The organism is Streptomyces sp. NPDC042002 (assembly GCF_055588305.1).
This window is the reverse complement of the sequence record NZ_JBVJCT010000024.1, coordinates 24,443-46,271: the sequence shown is the minus strand read 5'-3', so window position 1 is coordinate 46,271 and position 21,829 is coordinate 24,443. Positions and strand designations below refer to the sequence as shown.

Here is a 21,829-nt window from a genome sequence, read left to right as displayed (position 1 = left end):
CGCCTGCCCGGCATCAGGCCTTGAGCCGTACGGAGCCGATGACGCCGTCGGCCGTGCCGTCGTCGCCGCTCTCCTGGCGGATCTGGACGTACACCTGGGGCTGTCCGGCGCCGCCCGCCGAGGTGAGCGCCGCTTCGGTGAGGGACCCGTGATCGCCCGGACAGCCGTCCCAGGTCCGTATCAGTCCGTGCCAACGCGCGCCGGAGTAGGCGCGGCTTCCGGCGTAGTGGCATCCGGGGTGCGTGATGGCCCGGACCTCGCCCGTCACGTCACCGTGTTCGCTGAGTCCGACGAAGGCTCCGTCGACGCCGGTGCCGAGGTTCTGCCAGCGAACCAGGTGGTTCGCGACGACGAGACCGGGTTCCGTGCCGTCCCGGAGTCCCAGCGCCCGTGGATTCCACCCGGAGTCGCGCGACTGCCCGCCCCAGGCGGCCGGGATCTCCACCGTGATCCGGCCCGTGCCGTCCGTGACGCGGAGGGTCTTCGCGGCGGGTTCGCGGGTCAGCAGTACGGCGGTGGCGCCGACGGCGCAGGCCACGACGACGCCGGTCAGCGCAAGGAGCGCGGTGCGTCCACGCCGCCGGGGCGCGGGGACGCCCCCGTCCGAGACCTCCTCGGCCAGCCGGTCCAGCTCCGCGGCGAAGGCGGTGGCTGTCGGCCACCGTTTCTCCCGGTCCGGTTCCATGGCGCGCAGCAGCGCCCGCCCGACGTCCGGGCCGACGTCCGTACGGAGCCGGTCGGGCCGTTCGACCCTGCCGGGCGGGCCCGGAACCGAACCGGTGACCAGATGGTGGCCGAGGGCGCCCAGGCTGTACACGTCGGCCCGCGCGTCGATCCCGGAGCCGGGTTCCGCCTGCTCGGGCGGGGTGTAGCCGGCCGAGCCCGCCGCCATGGTGAGTCCGGAGGCCTGGGCCAGGCTCTTGGCCAGCCCGAGGTCGGCCAGCAGCACCCGGTCGGCTCCGCCGGGCGTGCTTCGCAGCAGCACGTTGGACGGCTTGATGTCGCGGTGCACGATCCCGGCCTCGTGGAGCGCCGCCGCGCCCCTGGCCGCCAGGGCGGTCAGGCGCAGCGCCTCGGCGACGGGCAGCGGTCCGGCCTCGATCCGGTCGGCGAGGGTGCCACCGTCGGCGTACTCCATGACGAAGTAGGGCCTGCCGTCCGGGAGTTCACCGATGTCGTAGACCTGGACGACCCGGTTCGAGTCGGCCTTGCGCAGCAGCCGGGCCTCGGAGAGGAAGCGTTCCCGGATGTCCAGGCGGTCGATCCAGTTCTCGGAGAGCACCTTGACCGCGACGGTCGCGTCGAGGACGTCGTCATGGGCGAGCCAGACCACGCCGAAACCACCGGCGCCCAGGCGTCGTTCCAGGCGGTAGCGGCCGATCCGCTCCAGAGAGTGCATGCGACTATCATGCCTGGCCTCTGATCGACAATGAGGGGAGCGCCCGGTGGGGGACGCGGCGGAGACGGAGGAGCTGGCCCTGCGGGCGGCCGCCGGTGACCGGGCGGCACTCGACGTCCTGCTGCACCAGGTCCGGCCCGAGGTCGTGCGGCGGTGCGGACGCTTTCTGACCTGCCGCGAGGACGCCGAGGAGGCGGCCCAGGACGTTCTCCTCCAAGTGGCCCGGAAGATCACCACGTTCGAGGGCCGCAGCCGGTTCAGCACCTGGCTGTACACGGTGGTCGCCAACTGCGCCCGGCAGAAGTACCGCGAGCTGAAGCGGCGCGCCGCCGAGCAGCCGGAGACGATCGACGCGGCGCGGTACGTCGATCCGCGCACCACGAGTGTCATCGCGGGTTCCAGGATCGACCTCCTGGAGGCGCTGGAGCGCCTGGAGCGCGAACACCCGCATCTGGTCGCCCCGTTGGTCTACCGCGACATCTGTCAGCTGGAGTACGCGGAGGTCGCCGAACGCGTCGGCATTCCGCTCGGCACGCTCAAGTCCCGTCTGCACGAGGCACGCAGGAAGGTCAGGCCCTGGCTGTCCGACGTCTCCTGACGGGCGGTCGGGGTTCTCCGCCGAGTCCGCCTGGACTCGGCGGAGAACGGGCTCGGGGCCTGTCGTCCGGTCAGCGCTGGGTGTAGATGAAGCCGATCTTGTCGACCTCGTCACCCGCGCGGCCGTGGAAGCCGGCGATCTGCCGGCCGGCGGGCGCGGTACGGGTCACGCAGTCCGACGTCGTGGTGCCGCCGGCCAGGGTGCGGCCGAGGTTCGTGGTGAACTTCGTGTAGAAGATGCGGGTATGACTGTCCTTCACTCCCTCGCAGAGCTGCGCGGAGGTGACGTACTCGCCGCTGCCCAGCGTCAGTGAGGCGGCGGTGCCGCCGGTGCCGCCGTGCGCGAACGTCGTGCCGTCGCTCAGCGTCAGCCCCATCCGGTCGACCCGTGCCCCGCTGCTCAGGGACACGGCCGTCGCGCGGGCGCCGGCCGGTACTCCGGGGATGTCGTTGAAGTAGTCGCCGTGCGGGCCGCCGAACTGGTCGCTGAGCTGGAAGGCTGTGTTGCGCGACCAGGTGAACGACGCGGTGATCGGGTCGTGGTCGGAGAGCATCAGGCCGTCGGAGGTCAGGAAGCGGGTGTGCTCGTTGTCGTAGCTCGTCGCGTCGAGCGTGACGAGCTTGCTGCCGCGGTAGAGGATCTTGTCGACGACCTCGCAGGTGTCGGGCACGGTGGTGCCGCTCTGGTCGCAGACGAGCGCGTCGCTTCCCTTGGCCGGCGCGGTGCCGCCGCGAACGAGCTGGACCCAGGCGTCCGTCAGCCCGTTGGCGGCGTCGAACTCCGCGATGGTGTCGCCGGAGCGGGTGTAGCGGGTGTTCGTGTCGCCCATCACGACGACGGCGTTGCCCGCGGAATGGGTGCTGATGAACGCGGTGAGCTGGCTCAGGTTGTCGGCGCGGGAGGCGAGGTCGCCGTCGTTGGTGCCCGCGTTGGTGTGCAGGTTGTAGAAGTCGACGTAGACGCCCTCGGCGAGGCGTTCCCGCATGAACGTGAAGCCCTTGGGCGTGAGGCAGTCGCCGGAGTCGACCTGGCAGGAGTTCCAGCCGACCCGCTCGAAGTCGTCGGTGTCGTAGGAGATCTTCGAGAGGGTGTTGAGACCACTGCCGATGCCGGCGCCGCCGCTGGTGGGCGTGCGGTACGGGTGTGCGGTGTCGGCCGCGTACAGGGCCGCGTGGTAGTTGAAGTCCTCCTCGACATGGACGATGTCGTAGGGGGCGATGAGCCCGCCGATCGCCGTGGTGCTGGAATCACGGGGTGTCGGGGCGCTGGAGATGCCGTCGGGCAGCCCGGCGACGTTGTAGCTGAGCACACTGAACGTGCCCGAGTCGGCGGCCGTGGCGGGGGACGCGGCCGCGGTGAGTCCGCCGAGTGCGGCGGCTGTCGCCGCGGCACCGGCGAGAAGTCTGCGGAGAGGGGACATCGGGGGTTGTCTCCTGGGGACGAAGGGACGTCAAGAACCGACCGAGAAGGTGGCGTCGGCCTTGTCGGTGGAGGTGGAGATCGGATCGATGCGCAGCACGAAGTCTGCGTGCCTGAGGTAACGGTCCGGTTGGTTGTAGGAGCGGAAGGATGACCACGACGTGTCGGCCAGGCCCGCCGTCCGGTAGAACGTGGCGTCCTGCGCGAACGTCGTGGTCCCGTCGTCGACGTCGAGCGCCATCTGGTAGCCGCTGTGCCGCAGGTAGCGCGTCGGGTAGTTGACCGAGCGGAACGAGAGGCCCGCGGTGTCGGCGAGTCCGGGCACCAGCGTCCACTGCGAGTCCGTGTACGGGTCGAAGGGGTACTCGTCGATCCGGCCGACGTAGTTGGAGTGCCGGACGTAACGCGCCGGATAGTTGTAGGACTTGAGCCGGTTCCAGGCTGGAGCGCCCCACTTCGCGAGGAGGTTGGCGTACTCCGTCGTGGTGATCGGCTGGATGCCCGCGTGCTTGGAGTTGAGCGGCTGCGTGTACAGGCGCTGGTCGACCGCCGTCCAGGTGCCGCTCGCGAGGTCGGCGGACCGCCAGGCGTAGAACACCCCGTTGGGCGTGTAGGTGTCACCCCAGAGGAACCAAGTCCCGGTCGACTGGGCCTTGATGAGGATCGGGGCCTCGGTGCCGCCGTGGGCGACCGGGGTGCCGAACACGGTGAAACTGCCGGGGTCCAGGGACGTCGACCTGGCGCCCACCAGGGTCTGGTCCTTCTTGAAATACAGGTAGTTCACGCCGCCGACGCCCACGGCCAGGTCGCCGTCGATCACGTCGTAGCCGGGGTCGAAGAAGACCTGTGCCGCCGACGCCGTCACGAAGTCGGACGTGTGGTTGACCATGATGACGTTGTGGCCGCTGGAGTCGACGGCGGAGTAGATGATCCCGTACTGGCCCCGCCCGGCGTCCCAGTAGGCCTCGGGGGCCCAGCTGTGGGTGGCCATGTCGTGCAGCTTCAGCCGGCGGTAGCCGGTGAAGGACCGCAGATCGGCCGAGTCCCAGACGTGGATGTACTGGCTCTGCAGACTCCAGTCGGTCCCTTTGAGGTCGGTGGCGAGGACCACGAACGTGCCGTCCTGCCTGCGCAGGATGAACGGGTCGCGCAGACCGCCGGTACCGCCCGTGGGGGTCACGACGGGCTTGTTCTGGTTCAGCGGCGTCCACTGGAGGGAGTCGGCGCTGACGGCCAGATGAAGGCCGTAGTCCGCTCCGTCGCCGTTCGGGGACTCGGTGAAGTAGCCCATCACATAGGCGGTCGTGGCCGCGGCGCGGGCGGCCGGGGTCCCGAGGGCTAAGGCGGCGGTGAGGCCGGCCATCGCCCCGAGCGCGACGCGCCGGGACGGCTGAAGGGGACGGTCGTTCATGCCGGTCTCCTCGACGGGCGTGACGCCGTGTCGGGTGTGGTCATATGCGGCTCTCCTCGGGATCGCTGCTCACGGGGCCGACGGGAGGGGGCTCACCAAGAAGGGCGCGGGTTCGCCTGGACCTCCGCATGCCGAAGAGCGGGGCGGTGGTGTCCCTCCACCGCTCCTCTCGTGTTCGAAATATCGAATGCTGTGCGACATGCTGTGCGGGGTATTACGGTAAGGGCTTGCTCGGCGGTGTGAACAGGGCCCGTAGGGGCGGAAGTTGAGCGTGTTCACGCGCGGGACCGGGGGCCGTGGCGCGCCCGCTGTCGGTGCCGCTCCCTAGGCTGGTCGGCGTGAAGGAACAGAGCAGCAGGCCACTCGCCGTGTTCGATCTGGACGGCACCCTCGCGGACACCGCGCACCGGCAGCGGTTCCTGGAGCGCGCGCCGCGGGACTGGGACGCGTTCTTCGCGGCGGCGCCCGAGGACCCGCCGCTCGCGGAGGGCGTCGCGCTGGCGCTGAGCAGCGCGCGGGAGTGTGAGGTGCTCTATCTGACGGGCCGGCCTGAGCGGTGCCGGCGGGCGACCGTCGACTGGCTCGCCGTGCAGGGCCTGCCCGAGGGGCGCGTCTGGATGCGGCGCAACGACGACCGCAGGCCCGCCCGCCGCACCAAACTGGAGATCCTTCGCCGGCTCGCCCGGGACCGGGAGATCCGTGTCCTCGTCGACGACGACGAATTCGTCTGCGAGGAGGCGGAGCGGGCCGGCTTCACGGTCGTACGGGCACGGTGGGCGGCCGCGTCGGCGGCGCTGAAGGACGCGCAGGGGCGGGAGGGGCGGACCTGAGGGGTTCTTCGGAGAGCGGGGGACCCGCGAGGCGCGGGTCGGGTCAGTCGGCGTCCTCCAGCCGGAAACCGAGCTTCAGACCGACCTGGTAGTGCTCGATCCGCCCGTTCTCGATCTGACCCCTGACCTGCGTGACCTCGAACCAGTCGAGGTTGCGCAGGGTCTGCGAGGCCCGGGTGATCCCATTGCGAATGGCCTGGTCGACGCCCTCGTGGGAGGTCCCGACGATCTCGGTGACCCGGTAGGTGTGGTCGGACATGCGGGTGCTCCTCTCCGCCGTGGCGCGAGTGCCAGGCGTCATTCCACGGTGCCCCAGGGTGCGGCGCTCCGCGAGACGGCGGGGGTGGCCCGGTGACGTTCGGGTGACGTCGGGTGACCGTGGGCCCTTGACGGAGCCGATTGGTCCATACCAAACTCCAGACGCCCGTTCGAGCGACCGGCTCGTCCCCCACGTCGGGCCCTTGCCCCTGTCCGCAAGACAGAACAGGACCCCTCGTGAACGTGAAACGCCGCATTCTCGCCGTCGTCTGCGTCACCGCCTCCCTGCTCACCGCCTGCGGCACCCTCCCCGGCACCGGCGCGCACCGGCGGACCATCACCGTGTGGCTGATGAAGGACAGCGCCTCCAAGGACTTCCTGAAGCGGTTCACCGAGGACTTCGAGCGCAAGCACGGCGGCCTCCGGCTCGACATCCGCATCCAGGAGTGGACCGGGATCGGCGAGAAGGTGCAGGCGGCGCTGAAGCGGGACGACCAGGCCGCACCCGATGTCATCGAGGTCGGCAACACCCAGGTCGCGCAGTACGTCGACGGGGGCGGCCTGAGCGACATGACCCTGGAGTCGATGCGCGACTGGGGCATGAACGACTGGCTGCCGGGCCTCGCCGTACCCGGCCGGTTCGGATCCCACCAGTACGGCATCCCCTGGTACGCCGCCAACCGCGTCGTCATCTACCGCAAGGACCTGTTCGCGGGGGCCGGCATCGAACAGCCGCCGAAGACCCGCGAACAGTGGCTCACGGACACCGAGCGGCTCGACTCCGGTGGCAACCAGGGTATTTATCTGGCCGGACAGGACTGGTACACCCTCTCCGGGTTCATCTGGGACGAAGGAGGCGACCTCGCCGAGGAGTCGAGCTCCGGGCACTGGGAGGGCACGCTCGGCACGCCGGCCGCCCTGCGCGGCATGGACTTCTACCGGCGCCTTCAGGGACTTGGCGAGGGGCCGGCGGGCGCCGACGAGGAACACCCGCCGCAGTCAGGGGTGTTCGCCAAGGGCCGGGTCGCTCAGATCGTGGCCGTGCCCGGACTCGTCCAGGCCATCGAGCGGACCAACCCGGACCTCAAGGGCAGACTCGGCTTCTTCCCGGTCCCCGGCAGGACGGCCGCGAAGCCCGGCGCGGTCTTCACCGGCGGCTCCGATCTCGTGGTGCCCGAGAACACCGACGACCGTCCCGGCGCCACCGCCGTCGTCGCCGCCCTCGCCGGCGCCAAGTGGCAGACCGAGCTGGCCCGGACGATGAACTACGTGCCCAACAAGAAGACGCTCGCCCACGCCGTGGCGGGCGAGGCGGGGGTCGCGGCCATGGCGGCGGGCGCCGCGCAGGGCCGGGCGACCCCGTCGTCACCCCAATGGGCCGCGGTCGAGGCGAAGAACCCGATCAAGGACTGCATGACGAAGATCCTCGGCGGAGCCGACCCGGCGACGGAGGCCCGGCGCGCCTCCGACCGCATCACGGCCATCCTGACGGCGGACGGCGGCTGACGGACCGTCGCCGCCGCGCCAGGACGGGTCCGGGCCGCCGCCCGGCAACGGCCATGGACCGCTGCCCCGGACCGGGCCCGGCTGTTCATCAGGATCACCCGCGACCCGCTCCCGGCGGCGGCCACTCCGCCCGCGCCGGCATCCTCGTGGAGCTCGACTCCGCGGGCCCGCAGCGGACCGCGGGCCCCGACGAAACGGTCTTCGAGGTGGATCACTCCGCCTCGGAGACCGTTTCGCCGGCCACCGTTCGACAGGGGTCCGGCCGGGTTTCGGAGGGACTACGCCGCCATGCTCAGCGACAGGGCGAAGCGGCCCTTCGTGTCCGTCCACCAGTGGGTCAGGCCGAAGCCTGCCGCGGCCAGTTCGCCGCGGACGCCGTCCTCGCGGAACTTCGCCGAGATCTCCGTCCGCAGCTCCTCGTCCTGCGCGAAGTGGACGGCCAGGTCGAGGGCCGGGATCTTCACGGTCTGCGCGATCCGCGACCGCAGCCGCATCTCGATCCACTCGTTCTCGGCGTCCCACAACGCGACATGCTCGAACGCGTCGAGGTCGAAGTCGGCGCCGAGCTCGCGGTCGACGACGCTCAGCACGTTCTTGTTGAACGCCGCCGTCACCCCGGCCGCGTCGTCGTAGGCGCGCACGAGGACCGACTCGTCCTTGACCAGGTCGGTACCGAGCAGCAGGGTGTCGCCGGGCGACAGCAGCGCCCGTACGGACGCCAGGAACGTCGCGCGCTCGGCGGGCAGCAGATTGCCGATGGTGCCGCCGAGGAAGGCCACGAGCCGTGGCCCGGGAGTGCCCGGGAGCGCGAGACCGCCGGTGAAGTCGGCGATCAGCGCGTGCACGTTCAGGCCCGGCCGCTCGGCGATCAGCGCGTGCCCGGCCTGGGTGAGCGCGCTCTCGCTGACATCCACGGGCACGTAGGTGTGCAGGTCCGGCAGCGCGTCCAGAATATGGCGGGTCTTCTCCGACGAGCCCGAACCGAGCTCGACGAGGGTGCGCGCACCGCTCGCCGCGGCGATCTCCCCGGCCCGGGCGAGCAGGATCTCGCGTTCGGCGCGGGTCGGGTAGTACTCCGGGAGTTCGGTGATCTTCTCGAAGAGCTCGCTGCCGTGGGCGTCGTAGAACCACTTCGGCGGCAGCGTCTTGGGCAGGTGTCCGAGGCCGTGCAGGACGTCGGCGCGCAGGGCCGCGTCCGTGGCGTCCTCGGGGAGGGTGCGGGTCAGCAGGAACGGACTCACGTACGGGGCTCCTTGCGCTGTGCGGATGCCATGTCGTCGCTCATGTCCTTGAGCGGGGTGAGCAGGACCTCGGTGCGGTTCGCGGTGAGGAGGGTGCGGTCGGGGACCTCCCTCCAGCGCGGGTCGTCGTCGTGCGGCTCGGAGGCCACGAGGGTGCGACCGCCCGGATCGAGGAGGTACCAGAGGGTGTCGCCCCAGGCGGTCGCGGTGATCGTCTCGCCGTTGGTGAGCAGCAGGTTGAGCCGGGACCCGGGGGCCGCCTCGGCGACCTCCAGGACCGTGTCGGCCAGTGCCTGGCCCTCCTCGTCACCGGCGCGCAGCCGGCGCAGGACGAGCGCCCACACGAACGCCGCGTCGCACCGGGCCTCCAGCGCCAGCAACTCGGCCGCGGGCAGGCCCGATACGAGGGGCGCGAGTGTGTCCGGCCACCCGGAGACCGCGCCGTTGTGGCTGAACAGCCAGGGGCCCGCGGCGAACGGCGCCGCCGCGGCCTCCCCGTCCGCGCCCGCCACGGTCGCGTCCCGCACCGCGGCGAGCAGCGCCCGCGTCCCGACCACCCGGGCCAGGTCCGCGAACGACAGGTCGCCCCAGATGGGACCGGTGCGCCGGTACCTGGCCGGCACCGGGTCGCCCGCGGCGTACCAACCCACCCCGAAACCATCGGCGTTGACCGTCCCGTGCCGTTGCCGCCGGGGTGCCCACGACTGCCGGAACAGGCTGTGCTCCGGCTCCACGAGGAGCGCGCCGAGCCTCTCCTCGTCTCCCAGGAACGCCAGATGACGGCACATCAGGAGCCTCCGTCGCGGGCCGTGCGGAACCCGGAGAAGATCTGCCGCCGGATCGGGTAGTCCCAGTTGCGGAACGTGCCCCGGCAGGCCACCTGGTCCACCGCGAACGAACCGCCGCGCAGCACCTTGTACTCCGGGCCGAAGAACACCTCCGAGTACTCCCGGTAGGGGAAGGCGACGAACCCGGGGTAGGGCTCCAGATCGCTCGACGTCCACTCCCACACGTCGCCGATCAACTGCCGTACGCCGAGCGGCGACGCGCCCGCCGGATAGCTTCCCGCCGGGGCCGGGCGCAGATGGCGCTGGCCCAGGTTGGCGTGGACCGGGGAGGGGTCCTCGTCGCCCCACGGGTAGCGCGTGGAACGGCCGGACACCGGGTCGTGGCGGGCCGCCTTCTCCCACTCGGCCTCGGTGGGCAGCCGCCGCCCCGCCCAGCGCGCGTACGCGTCGGCCTCGTACCAGCACACGTGCAGGACCGGCTCGTCCGGCGGTACGACCTCGGTGACCCCGAAGCGGCGCCGGAGCCACTGCCCGCCCTCGCGCCGCCAGAACAGCGGCGCCTCGACGCCGTGTTCGCGGATGTGGTCCCAGCCGTCGGGGGTCCACCAGCGCGGCTCGCCGTAGCCGCCGTCCTCGATGAAGGCCTGGTACGCGGCGTTCGTGACGGGAGTGGTGTCGATGAAGAACGACGGGACCGTACGCCGGTGCGCGGGGCGCTCGTTGTCGAGCGCCCACGGCTCGGTGGACGTGCCCATCACGAACGGACCCCCGGGCACCAGGACTTCGGCGGGACCGTCGAACGGCGGCGCGGGCTCGGGGTCCGGCGCCGTGAGGGCGGCGGGCCCCCGGCGGAGCTGATGGGTGATCAGCATGGTCTCGTCGTGCTGCTGTTCGTGCTGCGCGATCATGCCGAAGGCGAATCCCGACTCGGTCAGCCGGGTGCCCTGGAACGCGGCGCTCTCCAGGACGTCCAGCGCCCGGCCGCGCACCTCGGCCGCGTAGGTACGGGCCTCCGCGGGCGGCAGCAGCGGCAGCGAGGGCCGTTCGGCGCGGGAGTGCTCGAACGCGTCGTAGAGCCCGTCGATCTCGGGCCGCATCGCCTCACGCCCCGCGACCCCCCGCAGCAGCCACAGCTCCTCCTGGTTGCCGATGTGCGCGAGGTCCCACACCAGCGGGGACATCAACGGCGAGTGCTGCGCGGTCAGATCGGGGTCCTCCACACACGAGGTGAGGAGGGCGGTGCGGTCGCGGGCGGTGGTGAGCGCCTCCAGCGCGCGCTGCCTGAGCGACTCCGGATCCGTGAGCGGATCGGGGGCGGTCGTGCCGGTCATGAGCTGATGTCCTTCCCGTCGGACCGACCCTGCGGGCGGCCGTCGGAGCGGCGCCCGGATCGACCGTCGTGCTGAGAACGGATCACGCCGACCAGGTCGTCGGCGGGGCAGCGGCCACGTGCCACATAGCGGTCGGTGAACTCCGCCACCGCGTCGAGGACCTCGGTGGTGGCACCGAGCCGGGGCAGCGCCTCGGACGCCGCCGCGAAACAGATCGCCGCGGCCTCGCGCAGTTCCGGATCGGCGAGGCCGAACCGCGCGGCGTCCCGCCACAGCGGGTTGCGGGGCGCCGGCCCGGGGCCCGCCCGCTCCGCGAGCGGCTTGACGGTCCGGTAGGCGACCTCGGCCGCGTTCGGGTCGTCGAAGAGCGCCGCCGTCACCGCGAGCGGCACGATCCAGCCGTTCTCGCCCGGCTGCGCGTCGATCATGCGCAGTTCCAGATGGCCGCGCGGCCGCACCGGCGGGAACAGCGTCGTCAGGTGGTAGTCGAGGTCCTCCCGGTCCGGTGGCGCGCCTGACCGGGTCCAGTCCCGGAAACTCAGGTCCTCCGGGACGTCCCAGGGTCCTTCGGGCGCCCGTACGCACATCACCGGCGAGTCCAGCACGTGCCGGGCCCAGGCGGCACGGGGATCACCGCCCAGAGCCGGCGCGTCGCTGCGCCCGGGGTCCATCGACGCCCACAGCGACTGCCGTGTCGAGCGCCAGCCCGTGCGGCGCCCCCGGGCCATCGGGGAGTGCGCGAACGCGGCCACCAGGACCGCGCCGAGCTGGTGGGCCAGCCACCAGCGGCGCCCGTGCCCGAGCGGGCCCGGTTCCTCGTAGCCGGCGTCCAGGCACACCTGGACCGACGCCGACGTGCACATCATGGCGCGGCCCTCGGGTCCCGCGCGGTCGAGGTAACGCTCCATGGCGTCGTACCTGGGCTCATGGAGGTAGCGGCTCGGGGGGTTCCAGGGGTCCTGGCCGTAACCACTGAGGCCGAGACCCGCCTCGCGCAAGCCGGCGCGAACGGCGTCGAGGTCGGCCGAGACGGACCCCACGCACTCCATCAGGGAGGTGGCGGGAGCGGAGCTGAGCTCCAGCTGCCCACCGGGTTCGACGGTGAGCGCCGAACGCAGGGGCAGGGTCCGCAGTGCGGCGTACGCCGCTTCCAGTCGTTCAGGTGGTACGGGGAGCCACGGCCTGCGCAGCTCGTGGACGAGCCATTCAACTTCGACACCGAGGAGGCGGGGCGGACCGGTCTTGAAGCAGATGCCGCGGACCAGCGCCTCCACCTCGGCCTCGGTGACGGCGGAGCGTCGGCGCTCCGTACAGTCACTCACCGAATCGGACATGTAGGGATCCTCCTGAGATTCCACCATGCCGCCGGCCCGGGGTCTGGTGGGTCGGGCCGACAATCACCTGTCCACCCAAGACCCTCGCGGCGGTTCGCACAAGGGTGCAAATGCTCGCTTTCGGGACCGGGAAACACTGTTTGCGGGGCCGCGAAACTCTGTTGCGCCGCACGACCAGCATCGCTCACGATGCGTTCATGGGCACGACGGGGGAGCGCACGCAGGCCGCGCCCGTGGCGCGTACGGGGGTCGCGCCATGAGCGCGCGCCTGCGTGCGATCGCCCGGGAGACCGAGGAGATCGTGGCCGCCGGCGGCTACCGCGGCCCCTCCGGGGGCGCGGTAGCCATCGCCGCTGCCGTCGAGAGCGCGCGGGCCGGGACGCGCCTGTACGGCCCGGAACCGGTGGAGACACCCTCGGTGACGCCGGTCAGCACATCGTTCGAGGTCACGGGCGAGAGCAGCCTGGAGGCGGCCCGCCGGCTGACCTTGCTGGGCGGGGACCCGGTCGCCGTGCTGAACTTCTCCTCGGCGCGCAATCCCGGCGGCGGCTATCTGAACGGCGCACAGGCCCAGGAAGAGGCCCTGTGCCGGGCCTCCGCGCTGTACACCTGCCTGCTGCGGGCCCGGGGTTTCTACGATCATCACCGCGCCCACCGCGACGCCTTCTACACGGACCGTGTCATTCACTCACCCGGTGTACCCGTCTTCCGGGACGACCGCGGCCGGCTCCTCGACGCGCCGTTTCCGGCCGGATTCCTCACGGCGGCGGCCCCGAACGCCGGAGTCGTCCTGCGTACCACCCCGCAGCGCGCGGCCGACCTGCCGGGCGCGCTCGCGATCCGCGCCGAACGCGTCCTGGAGACGGCCGCCGCGCACGGCTACCGCCGCCTGGTCCTGGGGGCCTGGGGCTGCGGGGTGTTCCGGAACGACCCGGCGCAGGTGGCCCAGGCCTTCCGCGGGCTGCTGGTCGAGGGCCGCTTCGAGGGGTACTTCGACCACGTGGTGTTCGGGATCCTGGACCGCACGCCGGGCCGGACGACCCACCACGCATTCGAGCAGACGTTCGCATTCGAGCTCCGGGGAGCGTGACGCGCCCTCGCCGGGTCGCCTCGGCGCGGCGCGACCGTCACAACGCGTCCGTCACCGGGCGTCCGTCACAACGCGTCCGTCACCGCGTGGCGGTCAGCGCCACCCGTACCGCTCCCGCAGCCGGTGCACCACGGAGTTGAACCGCATCCGGTCCAGCGCGCACGCCTCCCGTCGCATCCCCTCCTCGTGCAGCCGGAGGACCCGGTCCACGTCCACCCAGGAGTCCCGCCCGGTCCGGTCCCACGGGCCGCTGCCGATCGCCACCCACTCGCGGTCGCCGTCGTGCCGCTTGCTGGAGAGCTGAACGGCGAGCAGCGTGCCCGCGGCCTCCCGGGCCACGACCAGCACCGGGCGGTCCTTGCCCCGGCCGTCGTTCTCCTCGAAGGGCACCCACGTCCAGACGATCTCGCCGGGATCGGGGTCGCCGTCGTGCGCGGGGGAGTACTCGGTCTTCATGGGGCCGACCTCGCGGGGCTCGGCCTCGGAGGTCGCGGAGGGGCCGTAGCGGCCGGGAACGTCGTCTTCGGTAAAGGCAGTCACGCGGGCCACGGTAGAGCCTGCGCCGGGCGCGTCGGCGGGCGGGTCCGGGGCCGTACGGCGTCGGGCGTACGGGAGTGGATGTCCAACTCCCCCGCGACGTCGGCCGTACGACGTCGGGCGTACCGGAGTTGTGATCCAACTCCCGTACGCCCGAGCCTCATTGATCAGAACCTGTGGTGCCTGTGCGCCTCAGCGCGTCGACCTCACCCCTCGTCCTTCTCCACGGGCACCTTCTCGCTGCGCGGCGTCGCGAACCCGTTGAGCTCGGGGGCCGGGTTCTTGGCCGGGCTCCCCTCCGGGTTCATCGTCGAGAGCAACTGGCGTGCGAGGCCCAGGCCGGTGCCGCCCATGGTGAGTGCCTTGGCGAACATCTCCGACATGCCGTCGGCCCCGTTGAGCAGCACCATGTGATCCACGTTCCCGAACGCGCTCGCGCCCGCCTGCACGATCTCCGGCCAGTTCTCGGCGAGTTGCTGGGCGACCACCGCCTCCTGGTTCTCGGCGAGCGCGGAGGCCCGGGCCTGGATGGCCTCCGCCTCCGCGAGACCCTGGGCCCGGGTCGCCTCGGCTGCCGCGAGGCCCTTGGCCTGGGCGGCGGCGGCCTCGGCCTCACCGGTGGCGCGGGTCGCCAGTGCGGCGGCCGTACCCCGGGCCTTGGTCGCCTCGGCCTCGGCGTTGGCGGCCGTCCTGACCCGGGTCGCCTCCGCCGCCGCGGCCAGTTCGGTCTCCTGGGCCTGGGCCTGCGCCGCCGAGATCCGCGCGTCACGCTCGGCCTCGGCCCGGGCCCGGATCTCGTACGCCCTGGCGTCCGCCGGCTTGCGGACGTCAGCCTGGAGCTGCTGCTCGCGGCGGTGCGCCTCCAGTTCGGCGACCCGGGTCTCCTGGACGACGACGTCCTGCTGGGCGGCGGCCGCCGCGAGCGGGCCGGCCATCTGGGCCGTCGCCGCCGCCTTGTCGCGCTCGGCCTGGTAGCCGGCCTGCTGGATCTCGCTGTCCCGGGTCGCCTCCGACATCCGAGCCGCGGCCTTCTGCTCGGCCTCGGTGGCGAGACGGTTCGCCTCCGCCTGCGCGATGCGCGCGTCCCGCTGTACGGCGGCGGCGTGCGGCATGGCCAGGTTCCTGATGTATCCGGTCGGGTCCTCGATCTCGTGGATCTGCAGCGAGTCGACGATCAGACCGAGTTTCTCCATCTCCGTACCGCACGCGGCACGGGTCTGGCCGGTCAGCTTCTCCCGGTCGCGGATCATGTCCTCGACGGTCAACCCGCCGACGATGGACCGCAGATGACCGGCGAAGACGTTGTGCACCCGCTCGGCCATCATCTTCTGCTGGTCGAGGAAGCGGCGCCCCGCGTTGGCGATCGACACGAAGTCGTCGCCCACCTTGAAGATGACCACGCCCCGCACCTTCAGCGGAATGCCCTGGGTGGTCACGCAGTCCACGTGCAGCTCGGTCTCGTTGAGGTCGAGGGAGATCTTCCGCACCGCTTGCACACCCGGCAGTACCAGCGTGCCGCGCCCCGTCACGATCCGGAAACCCATGCCCTCTTCGAGACCCTCGGTCCGATGCTTCGAACCGGAGATGATCAACGCTTCGTTGGGCTCCGCTACACGCCACATGAGCTTGAAGACCACAACGATGAAGATCAGTGCGAGGACAACCGTCCCCGCCACGACGCCGACAACCATCGGCATACGCCCCCTTTTGATGGTGCCCTATCGGCACCGAACGAAGGGAGTGTGCTCCTCGCCGACACCGGGGTACAGAGGTGGGCGAATCCTTGTTGCGTTCTTGACGCATACGGCTCTCACCTGGGACGAGGGCAGCTCAACTGTCGTATGGACGGCGTGAGTCGGAGGCGGTTCCGCCGTGTCGTCCGCCGTCCCGGCGAGCCGTCAGCTGTCGTACGCGGCCGAGACGTACACCGTGCGCGGCGGCAGGTACTCGACCACCATCACCACCGTGCCCCGCTCGATGCGGTCCCGCGGCGCGGCCGGATACGCGAGGAAGTGCTCGGCGCCGCCGCGCACCCGGACGATCACCTCGCCGACGAGCCCCGGTCCGACCGTGCCGGTGACCCGTCCCATCAAACCGACCATCGAGGCATCGTCCATGGTCACAGCGTAAGGCCGGAACTCCCCTACGCGGCCGGGGAGTCCGTGACGGCTTCGTACGACGGCCACTCCTCGTGCCAGCGCCGGTCCGCCTCCAACTGCGCGGCCAGCGACACCAGCAGCGGCTCGCTGTCCGCCGGGCCGAGCAACTGCGCGCCGACCGGGAGCCCTTCGCCGACGAAGCCCGCGGGGACGTTCACGCCCGGCCAGCCCAGGATGTTCCACGGCCAGGCGTACGGGCAGGCGGCGATCATGGCCCGGTCGGTGCGGAAGCCGCCCAGGCCGAGCATCGCGCCGATCCGCGGCGGGGGAGCGGCGGTCGTCGGCGCGAGCAGCACGTCGTACGTGTCGAAGAGCGCGCCGATGCGGCGTTGCAGGGTGGCCTCGGCCCGGCGGGATGCCCGCAGCGGCGCCCCGCCGAGCAGCCGCCCAAGGCGCGCGGCGTCGTGCGTGCGCCGGTCGAGGAGCTCGGGGAACGGCGCGTCGCGCACGCGTTCCGCGATGCCGGCCGTGGCGCGCGGGACGAACGCGAGCCCGATCCGGCCATAGCGCGGATCGGCCTCCTCCACCGTGTGCCCGAGCCCGGCGAGCCGCTCCGCGAGCGCGAGCACCTTCGCCCGTACGGCCGGGTCGAGCCGCGCGGGCACCGCGGTGAACGGCGGCTTCAGCGACAGCGCGACGCGCAGCCGGCCCGGATCGCGCCCCACGGCGTCGCGGACGCGCAGGGCGGCGGGCCGGTGCAGATCGCCGTCGTGGCTGCCGCTCGCCGCGTCCAGCAGCAGGGCCGCGTCCTCGACCGTGCGGGCGAGCGTGCCGTTGACCGTGATGCCCTGGAAGGACTCCGGGCGCGGCCAGGTCGAGATCCGGCCGCGCTGCGGCTTGATGCCGACCAGATGGGTCCAGGCGGCCGGTATGCGCACGGAGCCCGCGCCGTCCGAGCCCAGCGCGGCGGGCACCAGACCCGCGGCCACGGCCGCCGCGGAGCCCCCCGACGAGCCGCCCGGAGTGTGCCCGTGGTGCCACGGATTGCGGGTCGCGCCGAAGGCCGGGCCCTCCGTGAACGGCCACTGGCCCAGCTCGCAGGTGTTGGTCTTGCCGATCACGACGGCACCGGCCGCGCGCAGCCGCCGTACCGCCTCGCCGTCCCCGGCCACCGGCGGGTGGTCGCCCGGGCAGCCGAACGCGGTCGGCTCGCCCGCCACGTCCATGTCGTCCTTGACCGCGAGCGGCACCCCGAGCAGTGGCCGCCGCACGCCCGCCGCCAGCTCCCTGTCCGCCGCGTCGGCCTCCGCGAGGGCGGCCTCGGCGCGCACCAGCCGGAAGGCGTTCACCGTGGACCGGGCCGCCTCGATCCGGGCGAGCGACCGCTCGACCAGCTCGCGTGAGCTCACCTCGCCGGCGGCCAGCGCACGCGCGCTCTCCGTCAGCCCTGGGGCACGGTCGGGGGTCATGCGGGTCACCTCCGGAGCACAGTGTCTACCGAACGGTAACCTCTGCGTCGGTCCTTCGGTACGGGACACGCAACCTCCTTTGTGGAAGCGGCAGTTCCGGCATCCGGGGACTCGGCCGGACGCCCCGGCACAAAGCGGTGTTCGGGCTCCTGCAAGGATGCGGTACGTCATGGTGCAGATACCGAAGCAGTCCGCCCAGCCGGCGCCCGCACAGCGACCCGTGCCGACCAGTGCCGATGTGGCACGCCTCGCGGGTGTCTCGCGCGCGACCGTCTCGTACGTCCTGAACAACACCAGCGCCGTCCGCATCAGCGAACCCACCCGGCTCCGGGTCCGCGAGGCCGCCGAGGAACTCGGATACGTCCCGCACGCGGCCGCCCGCAGTCTGCGCGCAGGACACAGCCGCATGGTCCTGATGCCCGCCCCGACCGTGCCCGTGGGCCCGCTCTACCACCAGTTCTTCACCGAACTCCAGTCGGCGCTCGGCCGGCTCGACTACACCGTCGTGCAGTACGGCAGCGTCGGCCTGCGCGGCGACGAGGCCGCCCGCGCCTGGGCCGAGCTGCGGCCCGTCGCCGTCCTGGTGCCCGGCAACGGGTTCGGCCCGCAGGGCGTCGCGGTCCTCAAGCGGGCCGGCGCCCGCGCCGTGGTCACGCTGGGCCCCGAACGGGTCGAGGGTGCCCACGCGCTGCTCATGGACCACGACCGGGTCGGCCACTGCGCGGGCGTCCACCTGCTGTCCGCGGGCCGGCGCCGCATCGGCGTGGTGATGCCCGAGGAGACCGGCCTGGAGGTCTTCTCCAGGCCCCGGCTCGACGGCGTACGGCGGGCCGTGCGCGGCACGGACGCGACGGTGACCGAACTGCCTCTCGCGTACGAGGAGGAGGCGGCAGCCCACCTCGCGGTGCGCTGGCGTCCGCTGGGCCTCGACGCCGTCTTCGCGTACAACGACGAGTACGCGATGCTCCTCATGCGCGCCCTTCAGGACGAAGGGATCGCCGTACCGGACGAGACCGCCGTCGTGGGCGCCGACGACCTCATGCTCGGCCGGCTGCTCCGCCCCCGGCTGACCACGGTCCACGTCGAGCTGCCCTCCGGCCGCGACCTCGCCGAACTGGTCGACCGGGCGGTCCGCGAACCGGGCGCCGAGCTCGAGACGCACGAGGTGCTGGGAGCACGGGTCGTGCACCGCGCGTCGAGCTGAGAGAGGCTGGGTCTGTTCGCCCGGCCCGTGCGGGGTCGGGCCGGTCCCCGTGCCGGAGCCCGGCCTTGGCGGCATCGGACTCCGGAGGCGCGTCATGCGGACCACGGTCGGCATCATCGGCGGCGGCCCGGCAGGGCTCCTGCTGGCCCGGCTGCTGCACCGGACGGGGATCGACTGTGTCGTCCTGGAGAGCAGGACGCGCGCGTACGTGGAGCGGCGCCAGCGGGCCGGGATGCTGGAACAGGGCACGGTCGACGCGCTGCGCGCGTGCGGAGCGGGCGAACGGCTGGACGCCGAGGGCCTGGTCCACCACGGTATCGAGCTGCGCTTCGAGGGCGAGCGCCACCACATCGACTTCCCCGGGCTGACCGGCGGGCGGACGGTCACGATCTACGCCCAGACGGAGATCGTGAAGGACCTCGTCGCCCTCCAACTCGACTCCGGGCCACCCCTGTTGTTCGAGGCCGAGGCTCTCGCCGTCGAGAGGCCGGAGACCGGCGCGCCCGTCGTGCGGTTCGTGCACGAGGGACGTGAGCGGAGGCTGAACTGCGACTGGGTGGTGGGCTGCGACGGCTTCCACGGCATCGCGCGTGCCGCCTTCCCGGCCGGGACGGGCCGCTCGTACGCGCACGACCACCCGTACTCCTGGCTCGGGATCCTCGCCGATGTGCCGCCCTCCTGCGAGGAGTTGATCTACGCCCGGGGTGCCACCGGCTTCGCCCTGCACAGCATGCGCTCCCCGTCGGTGTCGCGGCTGTACCTCCAGGTCCCGAACGGCACCGACGTCGCCGACTGGCCCGACGAGCGCGTCTGGGACGAACTGGCCGCGCGCTTCGCGGTCGACGGGGACTGGCGGCTGGAACGCGGTCCCGTCACCGCCAAGTCGGTCACCCCGATGCGCAGTTGGGTCCACGAGCCGATGCGCCACGGGCGGCTGTTCCTCGCCGGGGACGCCGCCCACATCGTGCCGCCGACCGGCGCCAAGGGGCTCAACCTCGCGGTGTCCGACGTGCGGGTCCTGGCGCGCGGCTTCGCCGAGCTGCACCGCACCGGCTCGACCGAACTCCTGCATCAATACTCGGAGTTGGCCCTCGAACGGGTGTGGCAGGCGACGCGCTTCTCGTACGACATGACTAGGATGTTGCACGCTCAACCAGATGGGGACGCCTTCGAACACCGGATGCAGCTCGCGCGACTGCGCCGGATCACGGCATCCCGTCCCGCCGCCGCCGAACTGGCCGCGAACTACACGGGACTTCCGCTCGCCCCGAGCCGTAAGGGCCCGCTGAGTCCCGCCGGTGATCAGTGACCGATCGGAGAGCCGACATGCCGCTGCTCGACCCCACGACCTGGCAGTCCCGCCCGCTCTCGGGCGATGAGTACACCGTCACCGAACCCGCCACCGGCGAGAGTCTCGGCACCGTCACGCTCGCCGCCGCCGAGGACATCGCGACGGCCGCGCGGACCGCCCGCGCCGCCCAGACCGAGTGGGCCAAGGCCCCGCACTTCGCGCGCGCCGCCGTCCTGCGCGAGGCGGGGGACCTGTTCGCCGCGCACGCCGACGAGCTGCGCGACTGGATCGTGCGGGAGTCCGGCTCCATCCCCGGCAAGGCGGACTTCGAGCTGCACGTCACCGCCCAGGAGTGCTACGAGGCGGCCGCCCTCGCCTCACGTCCGACGGGCCAGGTCCTGCCCTCGGAGGCGCCGCGTCTGTCGTACACGCGCCGCGTCCCGGTCGGTGTCGTGGGCGTGATCGCGCCCTTCAACGCGCCGCTGATCCTCTCGATCCGCTCGGTCGCCCCGGCGCTCGCGCTCGGCAACGGAGTCGTCCTGAAGCCGGATCCGCGCACGGCCGTGTGCGGGGGCCTCGCGCTCGCCGCCGTCTTCGCCGAGGCGGGACTTCCGGACGGGCTGCTGCACGTCCTGCCGGGCGGTCCCGAGACCGGGCGCGCGCTGGTCGCCGATCCGCTGGTCCCGGTCATCTCCTTCACCGGCTCGACCGCCGCCGGACGCGCGGTCGGTGAGGCGGCCGGCCGCCATCTCAAGCGCGCGCACCTGGAGTTGGGCGGGAACTCCGCCCTGGTCGTCCTGGCGGACGCCGATCTCGACGCGGTCATCTCCACGGCGGCCTGGGGCTCGTTCTTCCACCAGGGCCAGATCTGCATGACGACCGGCCGCCACCTCGTCCACGCCTCGCTGTACGAGAAGTACGTCGAACGGCTCGCCGCCAAGGCCGACTCACTGGCCGTCGGCGACCCGCACCGCGAACAGGTGCACCTGGGCCCCATCATCGACGGGGCCCAACTCGCCAAGATCCGGGGGCTGGTGGAGTCCAGCACGGCGGGCGGCGCGAAGCTGGCGGCGGGCGGCACGCACGACCGGCTCTTCTACCGGCCCACGGTGCTCGCCGGAGTCGACGACACGACCCCCGCGTACGCGGAGGAGGTCTTCGGCCCCGTCGCGCCGGTCCGTTCCTTCAGCACCCTCGACGAGGCGGCGGCCCTCGCGTCCGCGGGACCGTACGGCCTCTCCCTGGGCATCGTCACCCGGGACACCGCGCTCGGCCTGGAACTCGCCGAGCGCATCCCGACCGGTATCGCCCACATCAACGACCAGACCGTCAACGACGAGGCGGTCGCGCCCTTCGGCGGTACCGCCGCCTCCGGCACCGGTGCCCGCTTCGGCGGCGAGGCCAATCTGGAGGCCTTCACCGACGTACGGTGGACGACGGTGCGCGGGGACGTGGCGGTGTACCCCTTCTAGGAGCCCGCGACTCGGACGCACCCGGCCCCGGGCTCGGGCGTACGTGGTCCGGGGCCTACTCGGCGCCGTCGACCTGTTCGGTGCCCTGGGCCTGCTCGCCGGCCTTGGCCTGCTCCGCCGCGACCGACTTGCGGACCTCGTCCATGTCCAGCTTCCGGGCCTGCCCGATGACGTCCTCCAGGGCGGCCGCGGGCAGCGCCCCGGGCTGGGCGAAGATCGCGACCTGGTCGCGGACGATCATCAGGGTCGGAATCGACTGGATGTCGAACGCGGCCGCGAGCTCCGGCTGGGCCTCCGTGTCGACCTTGGCGAAGACCAGATCCGGGTTGGCCTCGGCGGCCTTCTCGTAGACCGGGGCGAACTGACGGCACGGCCCGCACCAGGACGCCCAGAAGTCGATCAGGACGAACTCGTTGTCCGTGACCGTCTGGTCGAAGTTCTCCTTGGTGAGCTCAACGGTGCTGCTCATTCCTTTTCCCTCTTCCTCACGTCCGGGTCATGCCGGTTTCCACAACGCCACCCATCGGGGGCCTATTCCGCGCCCGTACCCGT

General features: G+C 72.2%; 20 protein-coding genes. 7 read left to right on the top strand and 13 right to left on the bottom strand.

Annotated features, from left to right (window positions below; all coding sequences use genetic code 11):
- Nucleotides 1–13: 13 nt before the first annotated feature.
- A complete protein-coding gene (locus ACZ6KY_RS28450) occupies nucleotides 14–1,399 on the bottom strand; it encodes a serine/threonine-protein kinase (protein ID WP_469313116.1) in 1,386 nt (461 codons plus the stop codon).
- A gap of 46 nt (nucleotides 1,400–1,445) precedes the next feature.
- Between ACZ6KY_RS28450 and ACZ6KY_RS28445 the strand changes: the two genes are divergently transcribed.
- Nucleotides 1,446–1,997, top strand: coding sequence for an RNA polymerase sigma factor (locus ACZ6KY_RS28445; protein WP_469313115.1), 552 nt, complete (start codon nucleotides 1,446–1,448; stop codon nucleotides 1,995–1,997).
- Nucleotides 1,998–2,067: 70 nt separating this feature from the next.
- Here ACZ6KY_RS28445 and ACZ6KY_RS28440 read toward each other — a convergent pair whose 3' ends face one another.
- Together ACZ6KY_RS28440 and ACZ6KY_RS28435 are read right to left on the bottom strand one after the other, a co-directional pair.
- Complete coding sequence (locus tag ACZ6KY_RS28440) at nucleotides 2,068–3,417, bottom strand: jacalin-like lectin (protein ID WP_469313114.1); 1,350 nt, start codon at nucleotides 3,415–3,417, stop codon at nucleotides 2,068–2,070.
- 30 nt (nucleotides 3,418–3,447) lie between these two features.
- On the bottom strand, nucleotides 3,448–4,827 hold the full coding sequence (locus tag ACZ6KY_RS28435) for a glycoside hydrolase family 43 protein (protein ID WP_469313113.1): 1,380 nt from the start codon (nucleotides 4,825–4,827) through the stop codon (nucleotides 3,448–3,450).
- 338 nt (nucleotides 4,828–5,165) lie between these two features.
- Here ACZ6KY_RS28435 and ACZ6KY_RS28430 point away from each other — a divergent pair, with 338 nt between their 5' ends.
- Complete coding sequence (locus ACZ6KY_RS28430) at nucleotides 5,166–5,657, top strand: phosphatase domain-containing protein (RefSeq protein ID WP_469313112.1); 492 nt, start codon at nucleotides 5,166–5,168, stop codon at nucleotides 5,655–5,657.
- A 43-nt stretch (nucleotides 5,658–5,700) separates the two neighbouring features.
- On the opposite strand, the gene ACZ6KY_RS28425 is transcribed toward ACZ6KY_RS28430, so the two are convergent.
- Nucleotides 5,701–5,916, bottom strand: a complete 216-nt coding sequence (locus ACZ6KY_RS28425) for a dodecin (protein ID WP_261707589.1) — start codon at nucleotides 5,914–5,916, stop codon at nucleotides 5,701–5,703.
- Nucleotides 5,917–6,158: 242 nt separating this feature from the next.
- Here ACZ6KY_RS28425 and ACZ6KY_RS28420 point away from each other — a divergent pair, with 242 nt between their 5' ends.
- Entirely contained in the window at nucleotides 6,159–7,421 is a 1,263-nt protein-coding gene (locus tag ACZ6KY_RS28420) for an extracellular solute-binding protein (RefSeq protein WP_469313183.1), read from the top strand.
- A gap of 278 nt (nucleotides 7,422–7,699) precedes the next feature.
- On the opposite strand, the gene egtD is transcribed toward ACZ6KY_RS28420, so the two are convergent.
- From egtD to egtA, 4 genes are read right to left on the bottom strand one after another with little or no spacing between them, the layout of a single operon-like run.
- Nucleotides 7,700–8,662, bottom strand: a complete 963-nt coding sequence (egtD, locus tag ACZ6KY_RS28415) for an L-histidine N(alpha)-methyltransferase (RefSeq protein ID WP_469313111.1) — start codon at nucleotides 8,660–8,662, stop codon at nucleotides 7,700–7,702.
- Nucleotides 8,659–9,450 (bottom strand): ergothioneine biosynthesis protein EgtC, encoded by a 792-nt coding sequence (gene egtC, locus ACZ6KY_RS28410; RefSeq protein WP_469313110.1) that lies wholly within the window; start codon nucleotides 9,448–9,450, stop codon nucleotides 8,659–8,661. Before egtC ends, egtD begins: the two co-directional genes overlap by 4 nt.
- Nucleotides 9,450–10,781 (bottom strand): ergothioneine biosynthesis protein EgtB, encoded by a 1,332-nt coding sequence (gene egtB / locus ACZ6KY_RS28405; protein ID WP_469313109.1) that lies wholly within the window; start codon nucleotides 10,779–10,781, stop codon nucleotides 9,450–9,452. Before egtB ends, egtC begins: the two co-directional genes overlap by 1 nt.
- On the bottom strand, nucleotides 10,778–12,115 hold the full coding sequence (gene egtA / locus ACZ6KY_RS28400; protein WP_469313108.1) for an ergothioneine biosynthesis glutamate--cysteine ligase EgtA: 1,338 nt from the start codon (nucleotides 12,113–12,115) through the stop codon (nucleotides 10,778–10,780). The genes egtB and egtA overlap by 4 nt, the downstream gene beginning before the upstream one ends.
- 256 nt (nucleotides 12,116–12,371) lie before the next feature.
- Here egtA and ACZ6KY_RS28395 point away from each other — a divergent pair, with 256 nt between their 5' ends.
- A complete protein-coding gene (locus ACZ6KY_RS28395; protein ID WP_469313107.1) occupies nucleotides 12,372–13,205 on the top strand; it encodes a TIGR02452 family protein in 834 nt (277 codons plus the stop codon).
- A 93-nt stretch (nucleotides 13,206–13,298) separates the two neighbouring features.
- On the opposite strand, the gene ACZ6KY_RS28390 is transcribed toward ACZ6KY_RS28395, so the two are convergent.
- The 4 genes from ACZ6KY_RS28390 to ACZ6KY_RS28375 form a co-directional block, all read right to left on the bottom strand.
- The gene (locus ACZ6KY_RS28390) at nucleotides 13,299–13,745 is read right to left on the bottom strand and encodes a type II toxin-antitoxin system PemK/MazF family toxin (RefSeq protein WP_355840621.1); all 447 of its coding nucleotides are present in this window, start codon (nucleotides 13,743–13,745) and stop codon (nucleotides 13,299–13,301) included.
- Nucleotides 13,746–13,948: 203 nt separating this feature from the next.
- Nucleotides 13,949–15,439, bottom strand: a complete 1,491-nt coding sequence (locus ACZ6KY_RS28385) for a flotillin family protein (RefSeq protein ID WP_469313106.1) — start codon at nucleotides 15,437–15,439, stop codon at nucleotides 13,949–13,951.
- 201 nt (nucleotides 15,440–15,640) lie between these two features.
- Nucleotides 15,641–15,865, bottom strand: coding sequence for a hypothetical protein (locus ACZ6KY_RS28380; RefSeq protein WP_469313105.1), 225 nt, complete (start codon nucleotides 15,863–15,865; stop codon nucleotides 15,641–15,643).
- A gap of 20 nt (nucleotides 15,866–15,885) precedes the next feature.
- Nucleotides 15,886–17,310 carry an amidase gene (locus ACZ6KY_RS28375; protein ID WP_469313104.1) on the bottom strand — a complete coding sequence of 475 codons (1,425 nt, stop codon included), beginning with the start codon at nucleotides 17,308–17,310 and terminating at the stop codon, nucleotides 15,886–15,888.
- Nucleotides 17,311–17,479: 169 nt separating this feature from the next.
- Here ACZ6KY_RS28375 and ACZ6KY_RS28370 point away from each other — a divergent pair, with 169 nt between their 5' ends.
- The 3 genes from ACZ6KY_RS28370 (at nucleotide 17,480) to ACZ6KY_RS28360 (ending at nucleotide 21,277) form a co-directional block, all read left to right on the top strand.
- Nucleotides 17,480–18,514: a LacI family DNA-binding transcriptional regulator gene (locus ACZ6KY_RS28370; protein WP_469313103.1), complete on the top strand. Its 1,035-nt coding sequence runs from the start codon at nucleotides 17,480–17,482 to the stop codon at nucleotides 18,512–18,514.
- A 94-nt stretch (nucleotides 18,515–18,608) separates the two neighbouring features.
- Nucleotides 18,609–19,823 (top strand): 4-hydroxybenzoate 3-monooxygenase, encoded by a 1,215-nt coding sequence (locus ACZ6KY_RS28365; RefSeq protein ID WP_469313102.1) that lies wholly within the window; start codon nucleotides 18,609–18,611, stop codon nucleotides 19,821–19,823.
- A gap of 17 nt (nucleotides 19,824–19,840) precedes the next feature.
- On the top strand, nucleotides 19,841–21,277 hold the full coding sequence (locus ACZ6KY_RS28360; protein ID WP_469313182.1) for an aldehyde dehydrogenase family protein: 1,437 nt from the start codon (nucleotides 19,841–19,843) through the stop codon (nucleotides 21,275–21,277).
- Nucleotides 21,278–21,332: 55 nt separating this feature from the next.
- On the opposite strand, the gene trxA is transcribed toward ACZ6KY_RS28360, so the two are convergent.
- Nucleotides 21,333–21,746 (bottom strand): thioredoxin, encoded by a 414-nt coding sequence (trxA, locus tag ACZ6KY_RS28355; RefSeq protein ID WP_469313101.1) that lies wholly within the window; start codon nucleotides 21,744–21,746, stop codon nucleotides 21,333–21,335.
- Nucleotides 21,747–21,829: the final 83 nt, after the last annotated feature.